Here is a 21763-nt window from a genome sequence, read left to right as displayed (position 1 = left end):
CCTTATATCGAGTATGCGGCGTCAGGCGTAATGCGTTTGAGAAATTGCTTCGTGCGTTCTTCCTTCGGATATCGGAACAACTGCTTCGGATCGCCTTCCTCCACAATGACACCGCCATCCATGAATACAACATGGTTCGCTACTTCCTGCGCAAAACCCATTTCGTGAGTAACGATGATCATCGTTATTCCTTCCTCCGCAATTTGGCGAATGACAGCCAGCACCTCGCCTACAAGTTCCGGGTCCAGAGCAGAGGTCGGCTCGTCAAACAAAATGACCTCTGGATTCATCGCCAACGCCCGTGCAATGCCGACGCGCTGCTGCTGTCCACCTGACAGCTCGCTAGGGTACGAATCAAGCTTGTTTCCGAGGCCAACTTTCTCCAGCAAGGCCGCGCTGCGCGCCTTTGCTTCCTCCTTCGGCACTTTACGGACAGCGACAAGCCCCTCCATCACATTTTGCAGCGCCGTTTTGTGGCGAAATAAATTATATTGTTGGAATACCATCGCTGACTTTTGGCGCAGAGCATGGATATCCTTTTTGTTATGCTGCTTGTAATTCAGGGTAAAGTCTCCGATGCTGATATGCCCGGAATCCGGCTTTTCCAAATAATTGATGCAGCGCAGAAGTGTTGTTTTGCCAGAACCACTTGGTCCCAAAATGGCAACAACCTCTCCGCGCTTTACGCTCAGGTCAATTCCCGAAAGCACTTTGTTATCCCCGAAGCTTTTGTGTATTTGCTTTAGTTCAATCATGACACCCCTCCCCGGCTGTACGCCCTGAACCGCTTCTCTGCCAGCGCGGTCAGTCTTTCAATAGTTATGGTCAGACCCCAGAAAATGAGAGCTGCCGCCACATACGCCTCAAAAAACTTCCAGTTGGTCGATGCGACAATTTGCGCCTTGGCGTTAATCTCCACCACAGAGACCGCAAACGCCAGCGTTGAACCATGCAGCATACCAATCAGCATGTTCGAAATATTGGGCAGACTCGCCGCAAAAGCCTGTGGCAACACAATTCGGCGCATCGCCTTCGATACTGTCATACCAAGGGAATAAGCAGCCTCGATCTGCCCGCGATCAACCGAGAGCAAGCCGGATCTAACAATCTCTGACGCATAAGCGCCAGCCGTAATCGAAAATGCGAGGTAGGCAAAGCCGATCAACGGAATCGACGCGGAGTTGAATCCAAGTCCGAGCGATGCTGTCACACTGTCAATCACCATGGGCAGACCGAAATAGATCAGAAGCAAATGCGTAATCATTGGCGTACCGCGAATAAATGTAACGTAGGCAGCCGCCAGCTGACTCAAAACAGGAATCCGAAATTGGCGGACAAGCGCAACGGCTGTGCCGATGATAAAACCGAAGACAACCGATACAGCGGTAATCGCCAGCGTAATCGGGATGACACCGAGAAGCTCCACGAAAGCGGTCCATACAAAGGAAAGATCAAAGCTCATATCGGAGCAAACCCCCTCTTCTGTACTTTCCGCTCAAGCACACGGAACACCCGATCCAGCACAAAGCTTAGAACAAAATAAATGAGAGCCAGTGAAATATACGCTTCGATAAAATGACGAGAGATCGTTGCCAGTGTGGAGGATTTACCGGTCATCTCCATGACACCCACACTGAAAGCAAGTGATGTATCCTTCAGGCTGCCAATCACCATATTGGAGAATATAGGCAGTGCCGTCACATATGCCTGCGGCAATACAATCCGGAAAAAGGCTTGTGGACCAGACATGCCCAGCGCATAAGCAGCCTCGACCTGCCCCCGATCCACAGATGCGACTGAAGCCCGAATCATCTCCACCATAAACGCTCCGCTATTCAACGAGTAAGTCAAAATGACAAAATACAGCGCTGGTGCACGATTGGCATTGATGCCGAACAAACCTAAAATTTCCGGTACACCGTAATAGAACAAAAACAGCTGAATCAGGATCGGTGTACCGCGAAAAAAGGATACATACAGCTTAGACAGCTGTTTCAGCACCGGGATATTATACATCTGCGGCAGTGCCGCGATGGAACTGATGATAAGTCCAAGCACCATTGCACTAACTACAATTAGAAGCGTAGTACTGATGGTGGGTAGGAGCTTTACAAAGTAGTCAATGACATAACTGAATTCAAATGGTGCACCCATCGCAGCGACCTGCCTTTCCTCTACGTGTTATTTGGCTTCCGATTGTGTAGCGTCAAAGCCAAGCCACTGCTCGCTCAGTTGCTTCAATGTGCCATCAGCCTTAATTTCCTTCAGCACTTCATCGACACGGTCAGCGAGTTTTTGCTGCTCAGGGTCGTTTTTGCGGAACATAAACAGCGTGTCTGATTCACTGAGCGGCGGACCTACCAGTTTGAGATCATTATTTGGATCGATAAGTGGAAGGGTAAAGTCTGCAGCTATAGACGCTGCAACCCGTTTGGACTTGAGTTGTGAGATGAAATCGTTGGCTACACCGCTTGAATATACAATATCAAGTGCATTATCATGCTCCTTGTTGTAGTTTTCCAGCAAGATGGCTTGTGCACTGGTTGCTGTAGTAAATACTTTCTTGCCCTTCAAATCGTCAATGGATTGAATGGAGTTGTCATCTTTAAGAACGGCAATTTTGTTTTTCCAATGGGAGTACGCTTCTTTGTTGAACAAATATTTCTCCTCACGCTCCGGATTTTTTTCCATTTGATGTGCAACCATGTCAATCTTGTTCGTTTCAAGGCTCAGCAGCAAGTTGGTGAACTCCAGCGTCTGAAACTCGAATTCGTAATCATCAAGCCGTTTATCAATTTCTCTGACCAGTTCTACATCGTAACCCGTCAGCTTATCATTTTCGTCAATAAAGGCTACATTCGGAAACTGTGTGCCTGTCCCCACAATAATTTTGGTTGGTTCGTTTGCCCCCTCAGCTCCCGATACCGTCTTCGCTTCTCCCCCGGTGTTGCATCCTGTCAACGCCAGAACTAGTGCAGTAGTTAGTGTTAAAACAGACCATTTTTTCATGTTTGTATCCCCCGTTATGTTTTATATTATTTTTAAACCACCAATTCATACATGTTAAGTAGGAATTAATTGATCTAAAAATATCATCCCAGTGGGAATATCGTCAACGGGTATACTTATAGAACTATTCTATATGTAAATTCAATTATTCAATGGGTACGATTACACGATTCCCTATTCACCATATTTTGTGTCGGGAAAGTCTTCTTGTTGTGAGAGTTTAGAGACATAAGATCGACAAAAAAGCCGGAGATTTGATGTCCCAGCTTCTTTGTTTTCGCAAGTATACATTCAGTTAATTCAAACCATTCATACATATGTTAGTGCTTTCCAATCAACGTTCACATCCGATCGTCAATTTGCCATCCCTCGTTTTCGAAGAGTATGGAATACGTGGATTCATCTTTTTGACCATCTTCCCATGTTCTAGATACTTCAATTAAGATCTCATCATTTTCACTTACTTCAATGTTATTTATATCTACCGATTCTAACTTAAGAGAATCCTTGTTTAATGGATAATATACTTTAACCATCTCATCGACTGTTGCTTCTTCTGTATAGTCTCCTGTACACCATGCATATACGCTTTTCACATATGTTTCTGTCGTGTAGTCTCTCCATCTCCGGATATCATCAAAATGTTGAAAGTAGTTATTCACAGTAAGCATAAAATCATGATTAGGTATTTCTTGCACATTATAATTAATTTCTATCATTTCTCTTGTTCCACATCCCGTACTACACAAGAAATTCAACTCGCAGACCAAGGCTCCATCAGGAGCCCCAGCTCGAATGTTCTGTTATCAAAAGTACTCTCCTTCTATGTACTACCTACAAAAGTCGTTTTAGTACTACTTCTATTTCTTCTATTAAATCACTTTGAAAATAAATCTCCTTTGAATGTCTCTGATCATAAAAACTCGTCTTTCAAAAACCAGTGAAACATCTTTTGCTTCATTCGATTCGCTATGTCACCATTTCTTACCTTAATCCATTTATATAATGGTTCTTCTATAAATTCCAATAAGTCCTTTTTACATTTCTTAAGGCTTTCTGCCAGTTCATTATAGGTAAACTTAATGCTTACTAGTTCTTCCTTAAGTGGTTCCGGGTCATCTGACCATACTAAGGCGTAATCATCAAAATACTGAATACCAGGCGATGGGTCATGCCCAAGCCATGGACTTTGTTTAGCTTGAATTGAATGTTCTATTGATTGTATTTCTTCTAGCCCACAACAGCAGCTAGGCATGATACATGTCTCATCATCCTTTATAAAAGCTACCCCACCTAGTATCGCCACTTCATCTTGCTCAAGTAGCTCTTCAAAAGATTCTTCAAAAGAATTCGATACATCAATGTTGTTGTAGCCAAATAAATGCAGTAAAAAAAATTCAACTTCAGCGTCACTACTTTTCGAAGATAAAAAAGTAAATTCCTTTCGATTCACTTCATTCTCAATCCAAATAGGTTTATCGTAATAAGGTTCTCGGATTACTGGTTTCATATAAGACAACTTAAACTTCACCTACTTCATCTTTTAATATTGTTTTTTGGAGTTTCAGCTAACGTTTCTGTATTACAGGGGTTGTCTGCTGAAATTGCTTCTCCGCATTCCTTCAAGCAGACCAAGGCTCCATCGGAGCCGCAGCGTGAATATTATGTTATAAGATATCGGTGTCTTCTTCGATTAACTTTCAAAAAATCACTTTTTTTGTTTTAAAGTTTGATTGTAACATTATGTTCGTTAAGCAATTCTAAAATATTCTCAATTATTTCGCATTTATCAGCGAATCCATTGATTTCAATCGTAAAAGGTGGTTTCACACCAAAATCTCCGCACAAGCAATCTGACAAGCTGTCCAGACATCCGCCGAAATAACCTCCAGGGCCATTGATGGATTCACCCAGCGCGAAATAAAAAGAAATCTTATCTATGATATGTCGGCCATCAACATAATACGTTTGATTAATGTCCTGAATATTACTGGAGATTTTACAACAATTATCGCGATTTCTGATTATCTCCATCCAGATCTCGCGCTGGTGGTTAGTAAATTGAGACCAAATATTCTTTTGTTTTAACTCTCTACCAAGATCCCAGAGTCTTAGAATTTCCATAGAAAGAGCAATTGGAAGATAACCAGCAATATTAACATCTCGCCCATCTTTTAAATCTGAAGAGGTAAATACTATCTGAGTATTCAATACAAAATAATAATCACCTATCTTATTACCACAATGATCTAAAATAAGTATGTATATATTACTTATGGGATACTTTCCGTTTGAGCAAATCTGTTTAAAGTCAGCGCTGAAATGAAAATTAATAAAACTGAGATCGTAGTAATCCTCATCCGCAGTTTCACTAATGTTCGTTTCTAATAATCCAGCAATATTATCGCAATGTCCGATAATTAAACTGCCATCCTCGTTGAATAGACTATATTTGTAATTCATAGATTTACTCCTATGTATTTGCATTAATTATGGGTTTACTCTTTGCACCGATTTCTTATAACGTTCCTGTATTCACGACTCAGCATATGCTGAGTGTCCGGCGAATGCCGGATCAAGGGCGTATGCCCGCAGTGTGAATATTATGTTAGGCGATGCCTCAATGAATTACTTACAAAATGCTTTTAAATAGTGTTTACTTACTTCGCTAGAAAAATCAATGAGTAATTCAATCGATTCTCTAATACTCATAATTAGCTCTTCAATGGGTAGCTCTTTTTCTAACTTAAGTTCATTAGATGAAAACAATGATCTTAATCAAATCGTATTCTTTATATGTTCTGCAAATAAAAACTTTTGATTGTTCTCTTCATATGCTAAAATCTCATTACTTGATGCTTCTAATGCTTCTGACAACTCTTTTCTTTGAGGTTTAGTGTAATGATAAGTTATGTTTCTTGTATTTGATAATCTTTGCAATAACTCTGCTTTCTCACCGGTTCTAAATAGCTTCTTGAGAATTTCATATTTCTGAATCATATACCGGGGTAGGGAATTGATATAAACTCTTACCTCTTCTAATTTTTCAGACTCTTCTAAGTAGAAGATAGCCTCTCTTAAGGAGGCAGTAAAAATTTTAAGAACAGATGTTGTTTCAAAAATCCAGTCTGAAATGTCATCTGAAGTTTTAAATAATTTTCTCTTGAGAAATACAAAGTCGTTATGTATGATTGCCAGTCCAACTATCCACTTAGCAACATCGCTATCATGTGGAAAAACTTCATTCATACGAATAAGAGTATAATTCATTATTATATTCTCCTCTATTTACTATCTACTATGAGGTTTCGCCTAACGTTTCGGCAGTGAAGTGGCGCTTCTCATCTATTTTGGTAATTTTCTGTTAGATAATGTTAGTCACGATTTAACTTATCACTTTGCTGTCGAACACTTTCATAATTCTCATATATAGATTCATAAAATTCTAAAGTCGACTTGACTTCATCAAATACAATTCTAGTTCCAACAACAGTGCTTATATCTAATACTTTATTTAAATAATTCATCATTCTATCTGCAATTACCTCAAAATCAATATTTGCATTCGTACTACCTTTCCAGCTAAAAAATGAAGGTAACTTATTAGTTTCCCATAAGTAAGTTGATCCTAAACCAATCTCATGCAATTCCATACTTTCTTGTATAATTCTTATATGTTCTTTTAGAATTATATAGAACCGTTCTCTAACTTCCTTTTCATCAGTCATTAATTCATTTACCGACCATTCAATTATTGGTGCGCCAGTATATATATCTTCAATATTACTATCTACAAAATCATATATTTTAACTTTTTCTTCTTCTTCTAAAATAATATTTATTTTCCTTCTATCTTTGTTAATTGCAAAAGCATCGAAAATCCTTTTTGTAGAATACAACTTTATCATGGATATTTCTCTATCTACAGTTGCTATAAAAAAGGGAAGTTTTAAATCATACAGCCATTTAACACCTTCTTCTTCATATTCAACTTTGTTTACTGTAGATGATTTAATTTGAATATAAAATGAATCCTCAGCAACATATGAGTATTTATTATCATCTCTCAATAAAGTTGCTACAACGTCTATTCCAACGTCTTCCGTGCGCGGTATTGGAGCTACCAAAGCCAATGATTGAATCATATATATTCCCAATTGTTCCGCAAGATCACCACTTCTAAAGTTTTTTCCTCGTTTCACTGGCATTTTATTCTCCTTTATTCTTCTAATTGAACCTTATTATTTATTACTTAATCGTAACTAATTTCATCTAACGTTCTTGCATTCACGAACCCGAAAGCCTTAAGTGGAGCGAAGCGCAACGGGTCGTCAGACTTAGGCTCGCAGGGTTGTCAGCAGGATCTACTTCTCTGCCAATACCTCTGCTGACCAAGGGACGGATGTCCCGATGCGTTAATGCTTTGTTATCCAATGGACTTACCACCTTGAATTTACTTTCATTATCTATACTTTTATTTTCATTCATTTATATATTCAAGTACTTTTGGAAAGTAATCTGAGATTGGTTTCGATGAATCTACTTTTTTACTGTTTTTATAGTCTTATAAAATCCTTCTTCTGATGATGGTGCTTCGATTTGGCTCAGAAGTCTTTCTCGATTTTTTAATTGATTTCTTATTATTTCAATGTCTTCTATATAACATTCCACATACTTATATCTCTTTTTGTGTTTTCTCGCTAATTAAAGTCCGGTTTCTAATAAATTTCTGTACAAACAAGGACTATCCATAATGACACTGTGTCCATTCCATAAATGAAAATCCACCAACGACCAATCTACATCATAGGATAGTTGTCCTATTATTTTACCTTCCATCGTGTTTCCTTATGATGATAACGATTTTAAAATTGCTGTTTTGGAAATGTCATGATCGACAATGACAGCTCCAGTTGCTAGGCTAATCTGTCTTGCTAATGTCGACTTTCCTGATCCTGGGAATCCTGACATCTGTAAAAAGAATATACTTACACCTCTATCCTCAAATGTAGTATTGTAAGTTTTTCGGATAACGTTCCTATTCACGACTCGACGCATGTCGAGTGTCTAGCGAATGCTGGACCCAGGGCGTATACCCGTAGCGTGAATATTTTGTTAGGCGATTTTCGTAGTTATTTTTATAATACTTTAAACTTTTCAAAATAGATCTTATGAACTTCTTTGCCTTCTGGGAGAGGATAATAAACATCTTTATAATGCGGTTCTAAAGGATCACTATAATTTCCGAGTTGTCTACGTAAAATAAACTCTTGTAAATTAGATAAAAAATAAGATATACCTAATCCACTTGGTAATTTATAAAAACTATATTCTGCAAAGAACTCATCATATTCCTCTTTAAACGGCCACAATTTAACAAACCTTCTATCTCCTAAGCAAATATTATTAACACAGACTTTTAGAGTTTTCGGAAAAATTTCATTAAAGTGATCACGTTGTACGATTTTATTATTAAAAAACTTTTTTATGTAACTTTGATAAGCTTGATCTTTTCTTTTAACTTCGCTATATGCAAAAATCCCATTAAATATTGAAATGTCACGGCCATTAGAAATAATAAGACCGTTCTCATTAGCCTTATCGACTATTTCTAACAACTTGGAAGGTTCTATAGAACTCTTAACTTCAATAATACCTATCACATTTTCTGGAGTTGTAACAATAAAATCTCCCTCTGAAAAAATAGGTGGTATATTATTCTCATAAATTATGAGATCTATCTGCTTAGTTATGCGATTTTTGTTTCTTACGAATCCAGTTCCTACAGAGAGGTTTTTGGGAAGAATCCTTTTTAAATAATTCATTAATATGATTTCTTTATATCGTCCTTCTTCTGCCCAATTAGCATCGTCGATAAGGTGACGAACACGTAACTCGTGCGCTTTGAATTCTTTGGCAATTGACTTTTGATATTCTAAGTAATTAGGCATTTTTCTTACTTGCACCTCCAAGTTTCTATTTTGATGATTTAACATATTTGATTTAAAGAATTTCGCCTAACGTTGTTGTATTCATGAACCCCGAAGGGGTTGTCTGCTGAAATTCCTCTTCGAAATTCAACTTGCAGACCAAGGCTCCACAAGGAGCCGCAGCGTGAATATTATGTTAGGCGATGGATAACACTTCTTCGAATAATCTAACATTTTATCTTCGATAGCGAATATTAAATCCAATGTCTTTACTAGTCTTATTAATAAAAAAATCATCTATTACTATTGTCAAAACCCTCATAGTCTTCGATGTTATTTCACTAATTTTTTCTAGTAGATCTGATTCATTTAATTGATATTCCTTTCCAAGTTTAAATAACCAGTTAATTTGTATATCATCTGCAAAATAAAAGTCATTTTCTCCTATTGAATCTCCAATCTTAAATCCGGTAAAAAATTTTTCTCTATATAACGACTCAAGAATTTTCTTAGTACTTTCAAAATCATACTCTTTTTTTCTGTCATTCCAATTACCTTTGTTATAATGAAAATAATTATTTCTTGCTTCGGATAATACTCTCTTAAAAAAAGAATTATTATCATTACCTTCGCATAATTCTAACAACTCATTATATTCTTTTAAAAAGTTATCAATTCTAGTGAACTGTGAAAAAACTTCATGGTACTTCTCAGATGCACTTTTTAATAGCGCGATTACTTCATTCACATGTGAAATTGATAACTTCGTAAAATAAAACAATCCTTCTTGATTACCAGAATCAATGATTCTTTTCATTTGTCCGATATCGAAATACAAATCTTGTCTTGCAATACCCATTGATATTATCCAAAGATGATACTCTTTCTCTTTATTGATTACGTCTTCAAGTTTAAATTTCTTCTCAAATCTTATCGTCATAAGAGTACCTCTCTTTTAATGATCGTTATCTTTCGCCTAACGTTCCTGTATTAACGAACCCCGAAGGGGTTGTCTGCTGAAATCCCTCTCTGGAATCCATCCCGCAGACCAAGGCTCCAAAGGAGCCGCTGCTTGAATATTATGTTAGCTGATTTAACTGACTTCATTGAATTTACTTTAGCCCATCCCCTTCAAGTATGAATTTCAAGAATTTATTTCCATAAAGTGAAATTTCAACATCATCTCTATCTTTATCTGAATCACTATCACCAATGTCTTTCCATGTTTTCTTTATATTTAGTAATCCATTATTCTCTAGTCTTCTATCTATATTTCGTATCAAACCATGTACGTCACTTTCTTGGACAAAAGTAATAGTTTCTTCAGTCAATCCTGCCAAATAAAATAACCTCTTCAAATCCAAGTATCTTAAATTTCTTAACATATCATAAAAGTTAATTATCACTGATTCGTTCTTATTCTCTTCAATAAAAACATTTTCAAAGCCATTAAGTATTAAATTTATTTTTGCATCTTCATGTTCTTCAAACAAATCTGAAAAGATAATTGGGAAAATCCTTTGACTTATATATTCCGATGATAATACAGAATCTGCTGCAAGGTGCGATATGAAATTAATTTTTTTGTCATGCTCTTTAAATCTGCGAATTAGTCGATTAATTTTGACTGTCTGAATTAACTTTCCTATGTAAGGTACAAAATCGATTCCATTTTCTAATATTTGTCCAAAGTACGGATTTATCATCTCTCCTTCTTGAATTAATTCATTGAAAATCGCCTTATCTGTCATTCAATATCACTCCTTGTTCTCTCAGTTACTTCAGCTAACGTTCCCGTATTCACGACTCGACGCATGTCGAGTGTCTGGCGAATGCCAGACCCAGGACGAATGTCCGCAGCGCGAATATGATGTTATGTGATGCCACTTTCTTCTTCGACTTACTCCGACATTTCTTTGACTGCATCTACTATCAGTGAGACGAATCCCAATTCATCATTGTTGTTTCGGTGATCAAATTGAAAAGATCTATAAATGAAACCATCTTCAGGATTCCAGTTATTAAAATGAAATTCTCCACTTTCGTCACAGTATTCCAGTAACTTAATCTTGAATCCTGCTTCTTCGAACATGCTTGTAATGGTCTTATAATTATGTACAATCTTATGACTTGCAGCTGGATGTTCTTTTGGGCCGGGTCCACCGATCTGAACAATATTCTGGTACTCTTCATTTCTAAAAAAAGCATCCGGTACTGCACATCGAATATATCCTTCTGGTTCAAGAAAATCATAACAAATCTTTGCTGCTTCCACGCCTTCTTCGTAAGACAAATGCTCCCATACATGTTCTGCAAGGATAGTTCTAATCTTTCTTGACTTAAAGCTTTCTTCCCAATCAGCTCGATCCAGTAGATTCAATTCTTCTTCTTGAGTTTGAATCCAGTCTGGATAGGCTTGTGAAGATGCTCCTATTATGATTTTAAGAGGCTTTGAACATTCATTTTCACTCATTTTTATCATTTTATTATTCCTTTGCTTTCGAGTGGTTTCACATAACATCTAATTTATGCACTTCGTAAATACCACAAATCTTGCCTGATATCCGAACTACGTCTATGATAACCGATGCTGTGGTATTTGCGAAGAAGAATTTGGTGAAAAAGGTAGATTTATAGGAGAACTCACTCTCCCAGATCCAAACGATCCAGCGGACTCTGAATACGCTGGATATTTTTCATACTCACATGCGTATATCGCTGAGTTGTTCGTGCACTCGTATGACCGAGTAGCTCCTGAATGTAGCGCAAGTCTGTTCCGTTTTCCAGTAAATGCGTAGCGAAGGAGTGCCTTAAGGCATGAATACTAACCTTTTTTACAATGCCTGCGCGTTGTCTAGCTTCTTCAAAAACCTTCTGTACGCTGCGCTCGGTAAGATGCCGATCAGAAGCTTGTCCCGGAAATAACCAACGATTGGGTCTATACTCCGTAGTGTATTCCTGCACAACAGATTTAAGCAATTGAGAAACTTCTTTTTCTGACATGACTTTAGGTAATTTTATCTGCTTTTTGGGACGAATATACTGGATATCTGTAGGATGATGGAGTACATGAATACGCTCTAATTGTTTTACTGCTGTATCCTCGTAATGTTAATGCCTTCTGTAGTGACTCTTTACTCCATACATTACTTCCCTTGCTAGTTTTCCAATGCTGTAAATCTTCGCTTTCCACCCACAACTCCGGGGCAATCTGGACATCAACTGGATCAAATTGATTCATGAACTCCTGTATAGCAGCTATGGTGTAAAAAATAATCCACACTTTTTTTGGGATTCCCACCTTCTGCCCTTGATCCGACGAATGCGCTCAATATATGCAGGGTTATACGGGATGTAGATGTGCAGTAATTCAGCGGAACCTTTTGTTATGGTAATCGTCTCTGTGGTAGTAGCATGTTCATTCATAGGAAACTCTCCTTCGATTGGATTGGTTATGCTATTGCTATCATTCTGAAAAACAAAAAGGAAGGCCCTTCTTCATCCCCTAGGGAATCAGACGTCCTTCCGATGCTTTCGGAACATATATGCTGTTGTAAAAGGTAGTACGGAGCGCGACTTGTGCAATGACAAGCCGCGTAAGGATGAGGTGCTGCGCCCAATGGGCAGCACCTCATGGAGAAGCACCGCGGTCAATAGCGCGGTGCTCATCAAGTCAGGCATCCCCCGCACATAGCGGTGATGCCTGCCCCAAACGTGCCACGGACCGTAAAGACGCGGCACATCTTCCTGCTGAATGATGCCGATAGGCCATACAGCTTGTGTCAGGCCGCTGCACCTACATGGCAGCGGCTTCTTCTCCCAGCGGCAGCGTGTAATACTGCGCCTGCTGCCCTTCATGCTGCTGGTACACAACGACCAGCAGCGTCTGGCCTTTCGCGGCAAGCGGGCTGGCGCCAGCTAGCACACGCTCAAGCCGGAACGGAAGCACATCCAATACGGTGTGCTTCTGCAGTTCCTTTTCGCCGAGACCAAGGTCGGCGAAAGCACGGGCACCCATGACCGTCTGTGCGGTCATGGCCGAGGTCATCGGCAACGCACGCGAAGCGTTGCCGTCCACCATGTCCGCCGCTCCATCCGCGGCGGACCCTGTTGCGTCGCCCGAAGTGAGTGACGCTGCACCCCCGGCTTCGCTGCCAATCACACCCGCCGCATCTGCGGCAGAGTCTTCCCCGGCAGCAGCCGAACTTACCCCAGCGGCACTCGCACCCGTGCCGCTACTTTCCAACCATGCCGTGCCAGCGGCACCGGCAACACGTGGCAGACGAACGTCTTCAGGACGTTCAGCCAACGTTTTCATATAACCCGCCCACTGGTCTTTCTGGAGCGGATCTTCCCACCAGATTTTGCGTGGTTTGTATTTGTGACCGAGGAAATAGTCCAGTTTCATCAGGCCGAGCACGATATCCATATGCGGTGTGTTCCGTGACTCCAGGAAGCTGTGCAGACGGGTAAACAGATCCTCCAGTTGGTGACCAATCTTCTGCCACCCCTGACCTTCCCAATAATCCCCAAACGCCTGGAAGAAATCAAACGGCGAGTTGAACTCCTGCTCCATCAGGTACTTCAGCGTGTGGTCCATCCGGTGTGCGTTCCAGTATTTCTCCAGTACATCCTCCAGCCGCTTCAGGCGTACGATGTCACTGAACGGCAGCACATCACTGCCCAGAATCTCATACGGCGCGTGATCCATGTACGTATAGTTGTACTTCTCCGCATCCAGACGCAGACCTGTACCACGCAGCATTTTGAGGAATCCGAGCTGAAGCTCTTCTGGCCCTAGGGCAAACACATCGTTAAACGTCTTGCGGAACGTATTGTAATCTTCCTCCGGCAGTCCGGCAATGAGATCCAGATGCTGGTCGATTTTGCCGCTGGCTTTAACCTTGTTTACCGTGCGGCTCAGCTTCGTAAAGTTCTGGCGACGTTTCACCAGTTCATTTGTCGGATCATTCGTGGACTGAACCCCAATTTCGAAGCGGAATGTGCCTGGCGGCGCATTCTCAGCCAGATAGTCCAGTACCTCGGGACGCATAATATCTGCCGTAATTTCAAACTGGAACACCGTCCCCTGATGATTCTCGATCAGGAATTTGAACATTTCGAGCGCATAATCCCGCTTGATGTTAAACGTCCGGTCCACAAACTTGATCAGCTTTGCGCCCTTCTCAATCAGGTACAGAATGTCCGACTTCGTCCGCTCAATATCGTAATACCGCACGCCGACCTCAATACTGGACAGACAGAACTGACAACTGAACGGACAGCCCCGACTGGTCTCAAAATAAACAACCCGTTTCCCAAGCTCCGGGATATCCTCATCAAATCGATGCGGTGACGGCAGATCGTTCAGATCCGCTTTCGGGCGTCCTGGCATGAGAATGACCTCTTCCCCTTTGCGATACGCCAGTCCATAGACAAAGTGGAATTTCTTGCTTCCTTCCAGCTCCGTCAAGAGCTGATGCAGCGTCTCTTCCCCTTCACCCATCACGATGAAATCCACATTTGGAATGCGGTTCATCCAATATTCCGTGTCGTAGGACACTTCCGGCCCGCCCAGCAGAATTTTCACGTTCGGCATAACCTTTTTCAGATTATCAATGACCTTTATCGTCTCTTCAATGTTCCAGATGTAACACGAGAAACCAATCACGTCCGCGCCGCGCTGATACAGATCAGACACAATATTCATCACCGGGTCCTTGATCGTATACTCCGCCAGGTCAATATCAAAATCCTTCTCACTGTACGCCTTCAGACACCGCAAGGCCAAGGAGGTATGGATGTACTTTGCATTTAATGTAGAAAGAATAACCTTCATGGTTCACAACCTTTGCCTGGACACCCAGACCATATTTTTTTGGTAAAAGGAAAGCTGCACAGCCATCCTGCCCCGGATGCTGTTCATCTAAACCTCTTTTGAACTAGCCATTCCATCTCTCATGGACATATCCAACTTTTGTCTTTCAAAGAGTGGACACTCTTTTCAAAACGACATATACACCCCGCCAAACGAAAACCACAACATATAGCACAAAACACATACAATAAAACTACATGCTGTATGTGATACGATCAACCCTTTCTAACGCCAATGTCCACCTTTTGAAAGACAATTCACCATCTTTTGTCCGCATACCAGAGACACAAAAATCAACTTCAAACTCAACTTCACCCTGTAAAAGACCTCATTTGCATTCCATCCACAATAGATATCCACATTTTACTGCCTTGAGCCTTTAAACTTTAGGCTTTAGCCTCGAACCTCTACCGAACGCTTCCCCCGTATCATGGACGAACCATCGACTTGCATGATGATAACTATCAACGTTGGATCAATTAAGCTTTACGTGTCATGAACTTCAAAGACTTGAAATGGCGAATGTAAAAAAATTCTCACTCAATCCCAACCAGCCAAGCTCGCTCACAATCAACTCATACTCACTCATATTTACCTACTCATACTCGTAAAACGCATCATCATCCGTATCCACTTCTTCTCCTGATTGCTTCTGGAAAAACTCCAGGAACGGCAGTCCGTACTTGCGGTACTTGACCTCACCGACCCCTTTGATATCCAGCATGTCACGTTCTGTCTGTGGACATACCACACTCATCTCACGCAGGGTCGCATCATTGAAAATAATGTACGATGGTACATGCTCTTTCGCCGCCAGATCACGCCGGATCAGACGCAGCTGTTCGAATACCGTCTCGTTGACCGCAGATGGCATCGCATCGCGTCCACGACGTCCGCCGTAGTTCGTACCCGAAGCCGTTGCCGCTGTCTTGCGGACCACACGTTGCATCACTTCACGTTGACCTTTCAGCACTTCTACCGCTAATGGCTGCAAACGAACGACCGGATACTGTCCCTCGGACAGCATCAGATATCCTTCCGATACCATCACGTTGATGATCTCCGAGATCTCACGCTCTGTCCGATTGCCCATCACGCCATAGGTTGGCAGAGAGTTGAAGCCGTAATCGAGTACCTTTTTCGCACGAGAGCCTTTGAGCACCGAAGCAACCAGTGATACACCGTATCGTTCACGCATGCGGTGAATGCAGCTGAATATTTTCTGTGCATCAATCGTCATGTCAACCAACTCGCGGTCGTCCGTACAGGAACTGCAAGTACCGCACGGTGTATCGTCATGCACCTCACCGAAATAATCCAGCTGCGCACTGCGCAGACAACGCGTCGTGTAACAGTAATCCACCATCTGCTGCAGCTTCCGGTAATCGTTCTGTTTGCGGTCGCCGTCCATCGGATTCTGTTCAATCAGGAACTTCTGGGTGATAATGTCCTGTGCACCGAACAGCAGAATGCACTGGCTTGGCTCTCCGTCCCGTCCCGCACGTCCGGCTTCCTGCACATATGCCTCCATGTTCTTCGGCATGCTGTTATGAATCACGTAACGCACGTTCGATTTATCAATCCCCATGCCGAACGCATTGGTCGCCACCATCACTCGGATATCATCGTACAAAAAAGCTTCCTGGCTCTGGGACCGTTCATCGTCCGTCATCCCGGCATGGTAGCGTCCTGCGGGCAATCCCGCCTGCAACAAACGCTGATGCAGATCGTCCACGTCCTTACGGGTCGCGGCGTATATAATACCTGGCTCGCTGGCATGCTCGCGAGCATAATTCAGAACAAAATCCTTTTTGCTCTCGCCACGCAGCACGCTAAACGCCAGATTATCCCGCCCAAGTCCGGTCACATATGTCTGCGGGTCCTGCAAACGCAGCAGCCGCAGAATATCGCCCATGACCTCGGGCGTCGCTGTAGCCGTAAAGGCCGCAACCACCGGCCGCTCCGGCAAACTATCCACAAACGGCGCTACCGCCAGGTAGCTTGTCCGAAAATCATGCCCCCACTGCGATACACAGTGGGCCTCATCCACGGCAACGCACGAGATCGGCAAATAGCCCATCTCCTCGCGGAACCAATCCAGCTCCAGTCGCTCAGGCGCGACATAGAGCAGCTTCAACTCACCGCGCTGCGCCGCGCGGATGCGATCATTCACTTCTTTGCCGCTTAACGTACTATTAATATACGCGGCAGCAATTCCGGCGGTCGTCAACGCATCGACCTGGTCCTTCATTAATGAGATCAACGGGGAGACCACAAGTGTCAGTCCCGAATATAACAGAGCGGGGATCTGATAACAGATCGACTTACCGCCCCCAGTTGGCATAATGCCGAGCGTATCTTCACGTTCGAGCAGGCTGGCTACAATTTTTTTCTGTCCCTCACGGAAGTCGGGGTAGCCATAATATTTTTGCAGGAGACCCTGCGCTTCTTCTAATGTAGGTGTTTGCACACTCATGTAAAGACTCCTTACTTATCACCGGTGTTCTTCCACCAGCTTGGTCCGATCCGATTCTGAGATCCGAAAGCGGCACATATACCGCATCCTTGACAACAAAATGGCGTTCTCATGACTTGTCCGTCAAGCAAACGCCGCTCCCTTTAGTTTAACGGCCCAGCCCCGAATGAGCAACCGCGTTTTACTGTAAAACGTTTGAAGCTTCTTCATCAAAATAAAAACAACCGTCCTGCCCTAGTTGGACAAAACGATTGCATTAATTTTGACAAAACTATTAAGTCATACAAAAACTTTTTCACACTGGTGGTATTTCTAATCTTTCAACGCCTCAACTTCAGACACAGTTAGACCACTTGTTTCGGCAATAATTGAAACTTCAATTCCAAATGAGAGCATGTTTTTTGCAATCTCAATCGCCTTTCTTTTTTCCCCTTCCACTAACCCCTTTGCTATGCCCTTTTCCGTAGCCCATTCAATCATGGAAGCTTCATCATGCAAATACTTCTGCCGCTCTTCATACAAACGACGTGCTTCCCGATCCTGACTCAAGAACTCCAGCGTATCCCTTATTTTCTTAACCCCAGATTCATTCATGTTGTATCACCGCCTTTTGCATTCATGCGATAATACAATCCTTTCCTCTGCATCAGCTGTTCATGCGTTCCATCCTCGGCAATTCGGCCATGCTCCATCACAAGGATGCGAGAACACTGACGAGCAACTTCCATCCGATGTGTGACGAGTAACCCTTTTCTGCCTTTCATAAAGTTCAGCAAGTGATTCATTACGTTCTGTTCTGTCTGAATATCCAGGGATGACGTAGGTTCGTCCAGAATATACAGATCGGATGATCTCATAAAGAGTCTGGCAAGCGATAGTCGCTGTTGCTGGCCTCCGGATAGATTGGCCCCTTTCTCTTGCAACATCGCCGCATATTGTCCTTCCTGTGCCTCGATATATTCATGCAAACCTGCCTGCCCTGCCGCAAGCTTTACCTTGTCCAATGTAACGTCTGAACTCAGACGGATATTGTCTTCAATCGTTCCTGTGAAAAAAGTTGGTGTCTGCGGCATATACGTCAGTTTGGATTGATCATCCATCTCTATATACTCTGCAACATGTTTATCACCCAGCAATACGTTTCCATTTGTTGGCTCGATCAGCCCTGCACACACTTGGCACAGTGTAGATTTGCCTGCACCACTGGCGCCAACTACCGCAACCAGTTCACCAGGAACGAGATTAAGCGTAATCTGATCCAGAATCTTCCGACCACTGTCTTCATCTTTTACCGTAACCTGTTGAAGACGTAGCATAGCCATTTCGTTCTCTTTATGTGCCCCTTTTTGTGTACTCCCTTGATCTTGGTTACAAATTCCCTGTGCAAACTCCTCGTGCTTAGTATTGGATGCTGTCTTCTTGTTCTCCGCCAATTTCAACCATGCAGAGATACGTCCAAATGCACCCACGCTGGCTTGCATCTGACTCCACTGGCTGGACAAGCCGAGTACTGGCCACACCACCAGTTCAAACAGCAGACTACTTGCAACAACCATGCCCGGAGATAAAGTTCCCCTAGCTGCTGACAAAGCAATAAGGAACAACGCTGCCAATTGAGCCAGACCAAACACCGCCATCGCCACATTATCCGACATGCTCAGGGTCATCTGTAACTTAGCCTGAACACGATTCAGTGATTGCTGTTGTGTCCGAAAACGAGCGAGAAACCACGGTGAAGCATCATACATCTGAATCACCGGTATCCCTTCAACATACTGTTGGATCTGTTCTTGGGACTCGCCTTCCCGGGATTCGACCTCAACGGACAGATGTACAATTCGCTGATCATACAACCTCGCCGTGAACCAGATTGCCCCTGCACTTACCAAGGCAATAACCGCAACCCATGCATCTGCTCTGTACAAGTATCCCAGCGATAGAGCAATGATGAATACAACCGTAACACCCTCTGCAATAGCCTCAACAACTTCTGCACCATGCTTGGTGTCTTCCTTGATGCGAAGCATCACATCCCCGGACTTCTGTCTGCGCACCCAGGAATAGGGCATCCGGTTTAACAGTTTCAACAGATCCATGGACATATCCCGTTGCATCGATTCCTTGAGCCATACCAGCACGTAACGATGCATCGCGAGTAATACAATAAACCCTGCCAGAATGGCGATAAAGATCATCGCCGTAGCGTTTAACTTCTCCTGTCCCCCATCATGAATAGCATCCACGAAGAATCCTTGTACAAAGGCAAGTCCCCAATCAAAGACCGCATCTGCTGCGATAAAAATGAGCAAGATCGCTACAGCTAATCCATAAGGCTTCATCCAGCGAAAAATAACGGACCATACCGTCGTCAATGATACAGCTTGTTTTGGGTCATCTGGAACATCACTTTCGTTCATCTGATGATGAGCTTCTATTTCAGACTTTTCATTTTCATTATTTTCATTTATCTCATATGCTCCACTTTTCTCATGAGTGCTCTTCATTTTAACTTCATTGGCATATGCTGTATCTTCAATCTTGTTACTCATGCTGTTCCTCCACTTCCGTATCCTGCTCCGCAATATAACTTCGATATCCGTTTGGACGATCCAGCAATTCACGATGAGTCCCCGTATCTTCGACGCGTCCCTTCTGAATATAGATGACCTGATCTGCCCGTTTGATCAGCGATAATCGATGAGTAACTGCAATAACCGTTGTGCCTTTGTCAGCAGTGATTCGGGCAAAGAGATCATTCAATCGTTGCTCATGCCACGGGTCTTGAGATGACGTCGGTTCATCCAACAATAGAATATCCGGGTTCCTCAGCATCGCTCTGGCTAAACTAATACGCTGAAGCTCACCACCCGACATCGTCCCGCCTTGCGGCTGAAGCTCTGTCCCATAGCCGAGCGATTGACGCATAATCGCGTCATGTGCATGCGTCATGTGGGCCGCAACTTCTACTTGATCGGCAGATATCCCCTCTTGTCCAAAAACAATATTCTCTTCCACTGTACCTGTGAAAATAAAGGCTTGTTGCGGAACATACACCTGATTGAGATGCTCTGCTTTAACTTCTTGCATATCATTTGATGAATTCTTCTGATTCATTACCTGGATCGAACCAGTCACAGGTGTATCTAATCCGGTTATTAATTTCAATAACGTGGTCTTTCCACATCCACTTGGCCCAGTAATTACAGTAAGCTTTCCTTTCGTGGCTACAAAAGAAATATCCGTTAGCACTTCTTCTTGCTCTGCATACCTGTAAGACACGTGCTGTACCTTAATGCCAGTCGGTTTAGATTGCTTCACAAGTTCACCTGAACCCGGTTCGGATCGTTGTACATATGCATTGGTACTAGTATCAGCAAGCGTGTTCTTTTTCTCCAGATCCAGAACTTCAAAGACTCTGGACGCATGAGAAGCTGAACCGATAAAATCATTCCACAACCCGGACAGCGACTCAATCGGACGAGTTAACTGACTGCTCGCCACCAGAAAAGCCGCCAAACCTCCCACATCCATATGTCCATTCAACATCTGCATGCCGCCTAGATAAAGAATCAGAATCATGCCACCATACGTCGAGACCCGTCCGGCTGCCTCCGAAAGACGTTGTAACATAGATACAGACATCGTATGTCTGAACACTCGATCCATTCGATCTTTAAAATGATGGTGCACATAACCCCCGAGTCCGTAGCTTCGGATCTCCACAGGGGCTTGAATGATTTCAGTCAGCATCTCATCTCTTGACGCCGTACTGGCATTCAACTGATCATGTTGTCGTTGCAGACGTCTACCCAGTCCTACCGTTACAAGAGGATAGATCAATGTGAATGCAATAATAGCCAATGATAATGGCAGGTTGACCCAGCTGAAATAAGCAAAAGCAAGAATAAGTTGTATCACATTTTTTGCAAGTTCAATGCCGTGTTGATTTATCCCTTTCTGTGCTTCCTTGGCAGAAGTCCAAACCCTGGAAGATAGATCCCCCGTATGATAGTTTGCCAGATCCCGCGTCTCTGTGATGCCAAGGGACTTGAGCAATAGAGACTGCATAGACAATAGTGTCTTTTGCTGAAATAACGTCTCGACCCTCGTCATGAATGCGGTTACAATTAATCGTAATACGACAATGCTAACGCCTATAATCAAACCTGAGTAGAGTAACGAAAACTGTGCTTCAGTCGCGCCTTTGACCAGTCTTCGGATCGATTCCAAATAACCGACCTCAATCAGGGAGACCATACATGCGGCGAAAAGTAACAGAATGATGAACATACGGTACTTGCCCGTTAATATCCATAATCGAGTTAACATGCCTAACGTTGTATAAGTTCTTTTGTCAGCAAACATGGATGGTTTCTCCAATCTTGTCATTAAATTATGTACTTGGTTATGATATCATCGGTGATAAGGAAAAAATGAACATTTATTGCTGTAAGTACTATCAGAAGTAGG

19 protein-coding genes and 1 pseudogene are annotated in these 21763 nt (G+C 42.5%); all 20 read right to left on the bottom strand.

Going from position 1 to position 21763, the window contains the following annotated elements:
* Positions 1-2: 2 nt before the first annotated feature.
* The 20 genes and pseudogenes from MKX75_RS07440 to MKX75_RS07345 all read right to left on the bottom strand — a co-directional run bounded on the left by MKX75_RS07440 (position 3) and on the right by MKX75_RS07345 (position 21658).
* Entirely contained in the window at positions 3-755 is a 753-nt protein-coding gene (locus MKX75_RS07440; RefSeq protein WP_062833223.1) for an amino acid ABC transporter ATP-binding protein, read from the bottom strand.
* Positions 752-1462: an amino acid ABC transporter permease gene (locus MKX75_RS07435; protein ID WP_076330080.1), complete on the bottom strand. Its 711-nt coding sequence runs from the start codon at positions 1460-1462 to the stop codon at positions 752-754. The genes MKX75_RS07440 and MKX75_RS07435 overlap by 4 nt, the downstream gene beginning before the upstream one ends.
* The gene (locus tag MKX75_RS07430; RefSeq protein ID WP_062833221.1) at positions 1459-2154 is read right to left on the bottom strand and encodes an amino acid ABC transporter permease; all 696 of its coding nucleotides are present in this window, start codon (positions 2152-2154) and stop codon (positions 1459-1461) included. Before MKX75_RS07430 ends, MKX75_RS07435 begins: the two co-directional genes overlap by 4 nt.
* Positions 2155-2181: 27 nt before the next feature.
* Positions 2182-3009, bottom strand: a complete 828-nt coding sequence (locus tag MKX75_RS07425; protein WP_339169079.1) for a transporter substrate-binding domain-containing protein — start codon at positions 3007-3009, stop codon at positions 2182-2184.
* Between the two features lie 341 nt (positions 3010-3350).
* Positions 3351-3728 carry a hypothetical protein gene (locus MKX75_RS07420; RefSeq protein ID WP_339169078.1) on the bottom strand — a complete coding sequence of 126 codons (378 nt, stop codon included), beginning with the start codon at positions 3726-3728 and terminating at the stop codon, positions 3351-3353.
* A gap of 194 nt (positions 3729-3922) precedes the next feature.
* A complete protein-coding gene (locus tag MKX75_RS07415; RefSeq protein WP_339169077.1) occupies positions 3923-4519 on the bottom strand; it encodes a hypothetical protein in 597 nt (198 codons plus the stop codon).
* Between the two features lie 212 nt (positions 4520-4731).
* Positions 4732-5472, bottom strand: a complete 741-nt coding sequence (locus tag MKX75_RS07410; protein WP_339169076.1) for a hypothetical protein — start codon at positions 5470-5472, stop codon at positions 4732-4734.
* Positions 5473-5787: 315 nt separating this feature from the next.
* Positions 5788-6279 carry a hypothetical protein gene (locus MKX75_RS07405; protein WP_339169074.1) on the bottom strand — a complete coding sequence of 164 codons (492 nt, stop codon included), beginning with the start codon at positions 6277-6279 and terminating at the stop codon, positions 5788-5790.
* A 104-nt stretch (positions 6280-6383) separates the two neighbouring features.
* Entirely contained in the window at positions 6384-7217 is an 834-nt protein-coding gene (locus tag MKX75_RS07400; RefSeq protein WP_339169071.1) for a hypothetical protein, read from the bottom strand.
* A gap of 272 nt (positions 7218-7489) precedes the next feature.
* Positions 7490-7995: pseudogene (locus MKX75_RS07395) on the bottom strand (AAA family ATPase).
* Between the two features lie 152 nt (positions 7996-8147).
* Positions 8148-9005, bottom strand: coding sequence for a DUF6602 domain-containing protein (locus tag MKX75_RS07390; protein ID WP_339169070.1), 858 nt, complete (start codon positions 9003-9005; stop codon positions 8148-8150).
* Positions 9006-9174: 169 nt separating this feature from the next.
* The gene (locus MKX75_RS07385) at positions 9175-9879 is read right to left on the bottom strand and encodes a hypothetical protein (protein ID WP_339169068.1); all 705 of its coding nucleotides are present in this window, start codon (positions 9877-9879) and stop codon (positions 9175-9177) included.
* A gap of 172 nt (positions 9880-10051) precedes the next feature.
* The gene (locus MKX75_RS07380) at positions 10052-10690 is read right to left on the bottom strand and encodes a hypothetical protein (protein WP_339169066.1); all 639 of its coding nucleotides are present in this window, start codon (positions 10688-10690) and stop codon (positions 10052-10054) included.
* A gap of 149 nt (positions 10691-10839) precedes the next feature.
* Complete coding sequence (locus MKX75_RS07375; protein ID WP_339169065.1) at positions 10840-11421, bottom strand: SAM-dependent methyltransferase; 582 nt, start codon at positions 11419-11421, stop codon at positions 10840-10842.
* Positions 11422-11582: 161 nt separating this feature from the next.
* On the bottom strand, positions 11583-11942 hold the full coding sequence (locus MKX75_RS07370; RefSeq protein ID WP_339169063.1) for a tyrosine-type recombinase/integrase: 360 nt from the start codon (positions 11940-11942) through the stop codon (positions 11583-11585).
* 793 nt (positions 11943-12735) lie between these two features.
* A complete protein-coding gene (locus tag MKX75_RS07365) occupies positions 12736-14778 on the bottom strand; it encodes a B12-binding domain-containing radical SAM protein (protein WP_339169062.1) in 2043 nt (680 codons plus the stop codon).
* Between the two features lie 634 nt (positions 14779-15412).
* Positions 15413-17293 (bottom strand): DNA helicase RecQ, encoded by a 1881-nt coding sequence (gene recQ / locus MKX75_RS07360; RefSeq protein ID WP_076251653.1) that lies wholly within the window; start codon positions 17291-17293, stop codon positions 15413-15415.
* 312 nt (positions 17294-17605) lie between these two features.
* Complete coding sequence (locus tag MKX75_RS07355; protein WP_339169059.1) at positions 17606-17887, bottom strand: Rpn family recombination-promoting nuclease/putative transposase; 282 nt, start codon at positions 17885-17887, stop codon at positions 17606-17608.
* Positions 17884-19842: an ABC transporter ATP-binding protein gene (locus tag MKX75_RS07350; protein WP_339169058.1), complete on the bottom strand. Its 1959-nt coding sequence runs from the start codon at positions 19840-19842 to the stop codon at positions 17884-17886. The genes MKX75_RS07355 and MKX75_RS07350 overlap by 4 nt, the downstream gene beginning before the upstream one ends.
* Positions 19835-21658, bottom strand: a complete 1824-nt coding sequence (locus MKX75_RS07345; RefSeq protein ID WP_339169057.1) for an ABC transporter ATP-binding protein — start codon at positions 21656-21658, stop codon at positions 19835-19837. The genes MKX75_RS07350 and MKX75_RS07345 overlap by 8 nt, the downstream gene beginning before the upstream one ends.
* Positions 21659-21763: the final 105 nt, after the last annotated feature.

Source organism: Paenibacillus sp. FSL R5-0341 (assembly GCF_037975235.1).
GTDB classification, from domain to species: Bacteria; Bacillota; Bacilli; order Paenibacillales; family Paenibacillaceae; genus Paenibacillus; species Paenibacillus amylolyticus_A.
The sequence above is the reverse complement of the archived record's forward strand: the minus strand, read 5'-3'. Positions and strand labels throughout refer to the sequence as shown.

Coding starts and splice junctions, on each gene's coding strand:
- MKX75_RS07435 (WP_076330080.1), bottom strand. CDS start 1,462: ATGAGCTTTGATCTTTCCTTTGTATGGACCGCTTTCGTGGAGCTTCTC.
- MKX75_RS07410 (WP_339169076.1), bottom strand. CDS start 5,472: ATGAATTACAAATATAGTCTATTCAACGAGGATGGCAGTTTAATTATC.
- MKX75_RS07365 (WP_339169062.1), bottom strand. CDS start 14,778: ATGAAGGTTATTCTTTCTACATTAAATGCAAAGTACATCCATACCTCC.
- MKX75_RS07380 (WP_339169066.1), bottom strand. CDS start 10,690: ATGACAGATAAGGCGATTTTCAATGAATTAATTCAAGAAGGAGAGATG.
- recQ (WP_076251653.1), bottom strand. CDS start 17,293: ATGAGTGTGCAAACACCTACATTAGAAGAAGCGCAGGGTCTCCTGCAA.
- MKX75_RS07405 (WP_339169074.1), bottom strand. CDS start 6,279: ATGAATTATACTCTTATTCGTATGAATGAAGTTTTTCCACATGATAGC.
- MKX75_RS07350 (WP_339169058.1), bottom strand. CDS start 19,842: ATGAGTAACAAGATTGAAGATACAGCATATGCCAATGAAGTTAAAATG.
- MKX75_RS07370 (WP_339169063.1), bottom strand. CDS start 11,942: ATGTCAGAAAAAGAAGTTTCTCAATTGCTTAAATCTGTTGTGCAGGAA.
- MKX75_RS07425 (WP_339169079.1), bottom strand. CDS start 3,009: ATGAAAAAATGGTCTGTTTTAACACTAACTACTGCACTAGTTCTGGCG.
- MKX75_RS07390 (WP_339169070.1), bottom strand. CDS start 9,005: ATGTTAAATCATCAAAATAGAAACTTGGAGGTGCAAGTAAGAAAAATG.
- MKX75_RS07345 (WP_339169057.1), bottom strand. CDS start 21,658: ATGTTTGCTGACAAAAGAACTTATACAACGTTAGGCATGTTAACTCGA.
- MKX75_RS07400 (WP_339169071.1), bottom strand. CDS start 7,217: ATGCCAGTGAAACGAGGAAAAAACTTTAGAAGTGGTGATCTTGCGGAA.
- MKX75_RS07355 (WP_339169059.1), bottom strand. CDS start 17,887: ATGAATGAATCTGGGGTTAAGAAAATAAGGGATACGCTGGAGTTCTTG.
- MKX75_RS07420 (WP_339169078.1), bottom strand. CDS start 3,728: ATGATAGAAATTAATTATAATGTGCAAGAAATACCTAATCATGATTTT.
- MKX75_RS07440 (WP_062833223.1), bottom strand. CDS start 755: ATGATTGAACTAAAGCAAATACACAAAAGCTTCGGGGATAACAAAGTG.
- MKX75_RS07385 (WP_339169068.1), bottom strand. CDS start 9,879: ATGACGATAAGATTTGAGAAGAAATTTAAACTTGAAGACGTAATCAAT.
- MKX75_RS07415 (WP_339169077.1), bottom strand. CDS start 4,519: ATGAAACCAGTAATCCGAGAACCTTATTACGATAAACCTATTTGGATT.
- MKX75_RS07430 (WP_062833221.1), bottom strand. CDS start 2,154: ATGGGTGCACCATTTGAATTCAGTTATGTCATTGACTACTTTGTAAAG.
- MKX75_RS07375 (WP_339169065.1), bottom strand. CDS start 11,421: ATGATAAAAATGAGTGAAAATGAATGTTCAAAGCCTCTTAAAATCATA.